General features: G+C 74.6%; 7 protein-coding genes and 1 pseudogene. 6 read left to right on the top strand and 2 right to left on the bottom strand.

Annotated elements, in window-relative coordinates; genetic code table 11:
- Positions 1–114: 114 nt before the first annotated feature.
- The gene (locus tag ACFXDE_RS26530) at positions 115–396 is read left to right on the top strand and encodes a type II toxin-antitoxin system Phd/YefM family antitoxin (protein ID WP_380441641.1); all 282 of its coding nucleotides are present in this window, start codon (positions 115–117) and stop codon (positions 394–396) included.
- The gene (locus tag ACFXDE_RS26535; protein WP_380497231.1) at positions 393–647 is read left to right on the top strand and encodes a Txe/YoeB family addiction module toxin; all 255 of its coding nucleotides are present in this window, start codon (positions 393–395) and stop codon (positions 645–647) included. The genes ACFXDE_RS26530 and ACFXDE_RS26535 overlap by 4 nt, the downstream gene beginning before the upstream one ends.
- A gap of 187 nt (positions 648–834) precedes the next feature.
- Here the strand turns inward: ACFXDE_RS26535 and ACFXDE_RS26540 are convergent, their stop codons facing one another.
- A complete protein-coding gene (locus tag ACFXDE_RS26540; protein WP_380497232.1) occupies positions 835–1,497 on the bottom strand; it encodes an HAD-IA family hydrolase in 663 nt (220 codons plus the stop codon).
- Positions 1,498–1,591: 94 nt separating this feature from the next.
- A pseudogene (locus tag ACFXDE_RS26545) lies at positions 1,592–2,721 on the bottom strand (dihydrofolate reductase family protein).
- 149 nt (positions 2,722–2,870) lie between these two features.
- Here ACFXDE_RS26545 and ACFXDE_RS26550 point away from each other — a divergent pair.
- The 4 genes from ACFXDE_RS26550 (at position 2,871) to ACFXDE_RS26565 (ending at position 5,907) form a co-directional block, all read left to right on the top strand.
- Positions 2,871–3,683, top strand: coding sequence for a methyltransferase domain-containing protein (locus ACFXDE_RS26550; protein ID WP_380497233.1), 813 nt, complete (start codon positions 2,871–2,873; stop codon positions 3,681–3,683).
- A 160-nt stretch (positions 3,684–3,843) separates the two neighbouring features.
- The gene (locus tag ACFXDE_RS26555; protein WP_380497234.1) at positions 3,844–5,190 is read left to right on the top strand and encodes a DUF4190 domain-containing protein; all 1,347 of its coding nucleotides are present in this window, start codon (positions 3,844–3,846) and stop codon (positions 5,188–5,190) included.
- A 117-nt stretch (positions 5,191–5,307) separates the two neighbouring features.
- Positions 5,308–5,472 (top strand): SPOR domain-containing protein, encoded by a 165-nt coding sequence (locus ACFXDE_RS26560; protein ID WP_380441651.1) that lies wholly within the window; start codon positions 5,308–5,310, stop codon positions 5,470–5,472.
- Between the two features lie 9 nt (positions 5,473–5,481).
- Positions 5,482–5,907 carry an NUDIX domain-containing protein gene (locus ACFXDE_RS26565; protein ID WP_380441653.1) on the top strand — a complete coding sequence of 142 codons (426 nt, stop codon included), beginning with the start codon at positions 5,482–5,484 and terminating at the stop codon, positions 5,905–5,907.
- Positions 5,908–6,212: the final 305 nt, after the last annotated feature.

The raw sequence follows: 6,212 nt of genomic DNA on the forward strand, positions 1-6,212 counted from the left end.
CTTGAGGCGGGCCCCGGTCCGTTTTCCGTGCTGACTCGGTGCTGACTTCTTCGGCCCGTCGCATGCACTTGAGTGGTACGTTATGTGGTACCGGTCATGGAAGGAGTTCAGTCGATGTCGATCACAGCCAGCGAGGCGCGCAAGGCTCTCTTCCCGTTGATCAAGAAGGTCAACGACGATCACGAGGCCATTGAGATCGTCTCCAAGCACGGGAATGCCGTGCTCGTCTCGGCCGAGGACTATGCCGCCTTGCGTGAAGGCTCCTACCTCTTGCGCTCGCCGGTGAACGCGCGCCGCTTGCTCAAGGCGTACGAGAACGCCCTTGGCGGCACAGGGCTTTCCGAGCGGGAGCTCATCGATCCTGATGCGGCGGGTGTCGAGAAGGGCGCCGCGTGAGGCTCGTCTTCGAAGAGGCCGGCTGGGAGGACTGCACGTCCTGGCTCAAGAGCGACCGCAAGATGCTCGCTCGGATCAACAAGCTCATCGAGGACGTCCTGCGCGACCCGTTCACCGGGATCGGCAAGCCCGAGCCGCTGAGGTACCACTTGCCCGGTGCCTGGTCGCGGCGGATCGATGACGAGCACCGTCTCGTCTATCTGGTCACGGACCGGGAGATCATCATCCTGGCAGCCCGCTACCACTACTGATCGTCAGCAGCGGGTTCACGCCACCGTGCTGGTTCTGTGCTGACTTCGTTCGTCGGCAGGGGCGTTCTCGCAGGTTGCAGTGGTGTGATGGCAATTCCGCTTCAACGTCTGACCGCCGCCCGGTGCGGTGGACCGCCCGGTTCCGTGTTCGCACGGGGCCGGGCGGTTCGGCGTTCGTGGGGGGAGTTCAGCGGATGGTGACGGTCGCCGTGCCGTCGGGCTCGGTGGTGACGGTGACGGCTTCGAGGGTGTCGGCGTGGGCGTCGGGGCGGTGGGCGGCGGCGCGGGGGCTGATGCCGACGACGCGCAGGCCGGCCGCGCGGGCGGCGGCGATGCCGGCCCCCGAGTCCTCGAAGGCGAGGCAGTCGGCCGGGGGGAAGCCGAGTGCGGCGGCGCCCTTGAGGAAGCCCTCCGGGTCGGGCTTGCTCGCGCCGACCGACTCGGCGGTGACCAGGACGCCCGGCAGCAGTAGTCCGGCGGCGGCCATCCGGACCCGGGCGAGCGGCTCGTCGGCGGAGGTCACCAGGGCGTGCGGGAGGCCGGCCAGCGCGGCGAGGAAGGCGGGTGCGCCGGGGACGGGGACGACGCCGTCGGTGTCGGCGCGCTCGGCGGCGAGCATCCGCCGGTTGTCGGCGAGGTTCTCCCCGACCGGGCGGCCGGGCAGCAGCTCGGCCATCGTCGCGTGGCCCTGGCGGCCGTGCGCGACGGCGAGGACGGCGGCCGGGTCGAGGCCGTGCACGGCCGCCCAGCGCCGCCAGCAGCGCTCGACGACGGCGTCGGAGTCGACGAGGGTGCCGTCCATGTCGAGCAGGAGGGCGCGGGCGGTCAGCCGGACGGGGGCGGCGGGCATGGGTCGGGCTCCTCGCGGTGCGGGCCGGCGGGTGCCGGCGGGCGGCGGTGGACCCGGCGAAGACGAGCCCTTTGTTCAATGATGATACAAAAGATCATCCGAGCAGGTGGGCGTTGACCGCCCGGGCCTCCGCCGCCAGCTCCGCCAGCTCGACCACCTCGACCCCGGCCGCCTCCAGCAGCGCCGTGCCCTGGCAGTCGGTCACGAACAGGTCCGGCTCGCGCCAGGCCACCACCACCCGCGGCACACCCGCCGCGATGATCAGCCGGGCGCACGGCACCGGGCGCGAGGCCCGCTGCCCGCACGGCTCCAGCGAGCTGTAGACCGTCGCGCCGCGCAGCCGCGGGTCGCCGGCCGGGAGCTTGCCGAGCGCGGCCTCCTCCGCGTGGTCGTGGGCGTCCGTCTCGCGGCTGTACCCCTCGGCGAGCACCTCGCCGTCGGCGCCGACGACCACCGCGCCGACCGAGAAGGCGGTCCCGGACGGCGGGCAGAGACGGGAGAGTTCGACGGCCCGGCGCAGGTGGTCGAGGTCGGTGGTCACGGGGCGGGCTCCTTCGGGGCGTACCTGAGCAGGACGACATCGCCCACCGTACGTGCCTCCAGCAGGCGCATCCGCCGCGCCGGTCCGCCCGGGAAGGCGGCCGGGTGGACGAACCGCGGCGCCTGCGCCTGGCCGACCAGCAGCGGGGCCACGGCCAGTTGGAGCTCGTCGGCCAGGCCCTGCGCGAGGAACTGGGTGTGCACGCTGCCGCCGCCCTCGACCATCAGGCGGCGCACGCCGCGGGCGCCCAGGTCGTCCAGCACCGCGCCGAGGTCCACCGCGCCGCCGAGCGCGACCACGTCGGCCAGCCCGTCCAGCGCCGGTCGCAGGGCCGCCGCGCCGGCGTCCGTCGTGTACGCGACCTTGCCGCCGCCGGTGTGCCAGAACCGCAGCGCCGGGTCAAGTGCGCCGCTCGCGCTGAGCGTCACCTTCAGCGGGTACGCCGGCCGCCCGGCCGCGACCCGGGCGGCCCTCCGGTCGGCGTCGTTGACCAACAGGCGCGGGTTGTCGGCGCGCAGGGTGTTGCCGCCGACCAGGATCGCGTCGGCGGCGGCGCGCTCCTCGTCGACCCGGTCGAAGTCGGCGGCGTTGGAGAGCAGCAGCCGCTCGGGGGAGGCGTCGTCGAGGTGGCCGTCGAGCGACACGGCGGCGCTCAGCAGGACGAAGGGGCGCGGGCCGGGCATGGGGCGGGACCGTTCTGTCGGGGGGCCTCCACGGTACGGCGGGCGACGGGGCGGGCGCCGCCGGGTGGCCATCATGTGAGACGAATCTTCTCGCGATGCGAGAACAGGAGTAGCGTCGGGGGAAGCCGAACACGATCGAGGGGGATCCGATGAGCGGAACGTCCACCGTTTACACGCACGGCCACCAGGAGGCCGTGCTGCGCTCGCACCGCTCGCGCGGCGCCGCCGACTCCGCCGCCTACCTGCTGCCCGAACTGCGCCCCGGGCAGGCCCTGTTGGACGTCGGCTGCGGGCCGGGCACGATCACCGCCGACCTGGCCGAGCTGGTCGGTCCGAGCGGGCGGGTGGTGGCCGTGGACACCTCCGCCGAGGTGCTGGAGCAGGCGGCCGAGTACGTCGCCGGGCGGGGGCTGTCGAACGTCGTCTTCGAGGTCGCCGACGTCCACCGACTGTCCTACCGTGACGGCGAGTTCGACGTGGTGCACGCCCACCAGGTGCTCCAGCACGTGGCCGACCCGGTGGGCGCGCTGCGCGAGATGCGCCGGGTGCTGGCGCCGGGCGGCGTGGTCGCGGCCCGGGACGTCGACTACGCCTCGATGACCTGGTACCCCGAGGCGCCCGCGCTGGACGACTGGCTGGCGCTCTACCGGCGGACCGCGCGCGCCAACGGCGGCGAGCCGGACGCCGGGCGGCGGCTGCTGTCCTGGGCCCGGGCGGCCGGCTTCGCCGAGGTCGCCGCCACCGCCACCACCTGGACGTTCGCGACGCCCGAGCGGTGCGCGTGGTGGGGCGGCATGTGGGCGGACCGGACGGTCGACTCGGCGTTCGCCCGCACGGCGGTGGCCGCGGGCTTCGCCGACCGGGCGGAGCTGGAGCGGATCGCGGCCGGCTGGCGGGAGTGGAGCGGCGCCGGGGACGGCTGGTTCTCGATGCTCCACGGCGAGGTCCTGGCGCGCGGCTGAGGGGCGGGGAACAAAGGGCGGGCAGGCGTTCGAAAAGATCGGGTAAAGTCGCGCGACCGTTCGTTGTCGGGCCCGTTCGGGTCCGAGCGGTGTGCCGAAGGCCGCCGAGCGGCGCAGAACGCCGAGCTGACGCCCGCACCGCCGGGCCGGGGGAGTCCACGTGTCCAAGCCCGATCCCGACGCGCCCGTCCCCGGGCCGGAGAACCCCGCGCCCGCCGAGAACCCGGCGGACCGGGTGGACCGGGTGGACCTCGGGAAGGAAGCGGCCCCGCCTGCTGCCGCCCCGGCCCCCGCCGACCCGTGGGCCGCCCCCGCCGGGGCCCCGCCCCTGGCGCCGCCCCCGCCGCCGCCCGTCGGGGCAGCCGGGGCCACCGGGCCCGCCGGGGGCTGGGCGTCGGTGCCGCCCGCCGCGTACTCCGGCTTCCAGCCCGGTTACCCGTACGGCTATCCCCAGCCCCCCAAGCAGGTCAACGGCTTCGCCATCGGAGCCCTCGTGACCGGCCTCGTCTGCGCGTGGCCGGTCGCCCTCGTGCTGTCGATCGTCGCGATGGTCCAGATCAGGAAGCGCGCCGAGCGCGGCATGGGCATGGCCGTGACGGGCCTGGTGTTCGGCGTGTTCGGCGTCATGGTCACGGTGTTCGGCGTCCTCGGCGCCGTGCTGGGCCCGGTCGACCGTGCCGACTCCGGCGCGCCGCCCAAGGCCCCGGCCGGCTCGGTCCGCTGGTCCGCCCTCAAGTCCGGGGACTGCTACAGCTCCCCGGACGGGGGCAGCCGGGTCGACCCGGAGGGCGGCGACGAGACGGTGTACTGGGTTCGCAAGGTGCCCTGCTCCGCCCCGCACCACGGCGAGGTGGCCGGCACCGCCAGGACCCCGGCCGGCGACAGCCGGACCTACCCGGGCGAGTCGGCGATCCGCGAGCGCGCCGCGGAGCTCTGCCGCCCCGTGCTCGACAACTACGCCCTCGACCAGTGGGCGATCCCGGACGGCATGGACGAGATCTACCTCTACCCGACCGCCGGCAACTGGAAGTACGGGGAGCGGTACATCACCTGCGCCTTCGAGGACCGCGACGCCGAGCACGTGGGCACCGTCCGCACCGACCGCGGCAGCCTGACCTCCGCCCAGCTCGCCTACCTGGAGGCCGTCCGCGGCTTCAACACGGCCTACGCGAACCAGCCCAAGGGCGAGGTCGCGACGGCCGGCTCCGAGTACGTGACCTGGGCCGGGCGGATGGCGGCCGCCTCCCGCGCCGAGGCCGAGCAGCTGTCCCGCACGACGACGTCCTGGCCGGACGCCGCGAAGCCGAAGGTCGCCGCGCTGGCCGCCGCCCAGCGGGACGCCGCCACCGCCTGGGAGTCCGCAGCGCGGACGACCGATCCGACCGCGCTGGAGGGCGAGATCCGGCGGGCGAAGCTGCTGACGGCCAAGACCACCCCGCTCAGCGTGGACGCCCGCCGCGAGCTGGGCCTGTCCACCGGTGAGCAGGTGCCCGACCTCCGGGTCTGACGCGCCGTCTTACCCGGAGTTAACCCGGCCCGTACCTGCCGGTAGCGAGCCGCCCGTACGGTTCGGGACAGGTATCCCCGGCCCGACCCCCACGCAGGCCGGGGATACGCTCCCGCCATGAGCACCTTTCGGGTGATGCGGCAGGACGACAACGGCAACCGCTTCGTCGTCGCGCGGGGACTGGCGAAGGACGAGGCCGAGCGCCTCGCGGCCGAGTTCGAGGCCCGCGGCCACAAGCAGCTCTACTGGACCGAGGCCGAGCGAGCGGCCGGGGACGCCTAGGCTCGTGCCATGAATCCCGCAACCGTGAACATCGAGGAGCAGGCCGCCGTCCGGATCGTGATCGGCGGCGTGATCGTCCGGGCGGGGCGGGTGCTGGCCGCGCGCCGCAACACCCCCGCGGAGGTGGCCGGGCGCTGGGAGTTCCCGGGCGGCAAGGCCGAGCCCGGCGAGACGGAGTCCGAGGCGCTGGAGCGCGAGCTGCTGGAGGAGCTCGGCGTGCACGCCCGGGCGCTGGAGCGGCTGCCCGGCGCGTGGGCCGTCCGGCCGGGCCTGGAGCTGCACTTCTGGGCCGCGGAGCTGCTCGACGGCGACCCCCGTCCGCTCCTGGAGCACGACGAGCTGCGCTGGCTCGGCCCGGACGAGCTGGACTCGGTCGACTGGCTCGACCACGACCGGGACGTCCTCCCGCACGTCGCCGGCCTCCTGGGCACCTGAGCCCCCACCTGTCGGCGCGAGCCCGGCGCCGCGCCAGGTAGGTCAATCGGACAAGACGACCCGGCAGCCGGGATAGCCTGGGTTCTGCTGGGTATGTCACTTTTCGGCACGTTTCGTCACCATCGGTGAGCCGCCCCAGCCGGCGCCGCCGATCCCGACCAGAGCCGGAGGCCCCGTCGGTGTCGAATACCGGTAACGGCGGCGGGGGAGCACGGCGGACAGGCACCGCGGGGAGCGCCGCCGCCCGCGCCCGGCTGCGCCGCGGCGCCCGCCCGGCGGCCCCGCAGCCGGCCGCCGTCCGCCGC

Origin of the sequence: Kitasatospora sp. NPDC059408 (assembly GCF_042751525.1) — a bacterium.
Taxonomy (GTDB): Bacteria; Actinomycetota; Actinomycetes; order Streptomycetales; family Streptomycetaceae; genus Kitasatospora.

What these genes read in the sequence shown, in the direction of transcription:
- ACFXDE_RS26530 (WP_380441641.1), top strand. Translation starts at nt 115, where the DNA reads ATGTCGATCACAGCCAGCGAGGCGCGCAAGGCTCTCTTCCCGTTGATC.
- ACFXDE_RS26550 (WP_380497233.1), top strand. Translation starts at nt 2,871, where the DNA reads ATGAGCGGAACGTCCACCGTTTACACGCACGGCCACCAGGAGGCCGTG.
- ACFXDE_RS26560 (WP_380441651.1), top strand. Translation starts at nt 5,308, where the DNA reads ATGAGCACCTTTCGGGTGATGCGGCAGGACGACAACGGCAACCGCTTC.
- ACFXDE_RS26565 (WP_380441653.1), top strand. Translation starts at nt 5,482, where the DNA reads ATGAATCCCGCAACCGTGAACATCGAGGAGCAGGCCGCCGTCCGGATC.
- ACFXDE_RS26540 (WP_380497232.1), bottom strand. Translation starts at nt 1,497, where the DNA reads ATGCCCGCCGCCCCCGTCCGGCTGACCGCCCGCGCCCTCCTGCTCGAC.